The organism is Micromonospora fiedleri (assembly GCF_016774385.1).
GTDB classification, from domain to species: Bacteria; Actinomycetota; Actinomycetes; order Mycobacteriales; family Micromonosporaceae; genus Micromonospora; species Micromonospora gifhornensis.
In genome coordinates, this window is record NZ_JAETXL010000033.1 from 1 (window position 1) to 530 (window position 530).

The 530-nt window shown below is 50.2% G+C and carries 1 protein-coding gene; it reads left to right on the forward strand.

Annotated features, from left to right (window positions below; translation table 11 throughout):
* Positions 1-233 (forward strand): GGDEF domain-containing protein (locus JMF97_RS30490; RefSeq protein ID WP_203224664.1); only part of this gene is annotated, 233 nt, incomplete at its 5' end.
* Positions 234-530 lie beyond the last annotated feature (297 nt).

Below are 530 nucleotides of genomic sequence, written 5' to 3' on the forward strand. Positions count from 1 at the left end.
TGCTTTCGGACACCGACGAGACCGGTGGAAGGGTTTTCGCCGAGCGTCTGCGTAAGGCAGTCGAAGGGTTGGAAGTGCTGCACCACGGCCAGAGCATCCGTTTCACCATCAGCTTAGGAGTGGCAGATCTGAGCCATCCCTCGATCGACTACGCCGATCTGATCGCCTGGGCGGACCGTGCGCTGTTTGCGTCGAAGAAGGCCGGGCGCAATAGGGTAACGGTGTATGAGTAGATAGATCGTAGTGCCTGGTTACTAGAAGACTTAACAAATGCTGGGGATTACACCCATTTTCAAGCATGGGGTTGCTAGGGGGATCAGCGCTCGGCCTGCATTCAGGAAAATAGGAACAAGCCCAAGTCTGCTGAAGAGGTGGTAAAGGCAGTAGAAGATCAAAATTGATCAACCACTGTAGGAATATACAACGCTAAGTTATTGATTCTAATAGAGGGAAATGGCTATTTTGAACCCATTGAAAACGGCCTGTTTTTCCTTACGAATCAATCGTTTGTGAAAGGTTAGGGGTCACAT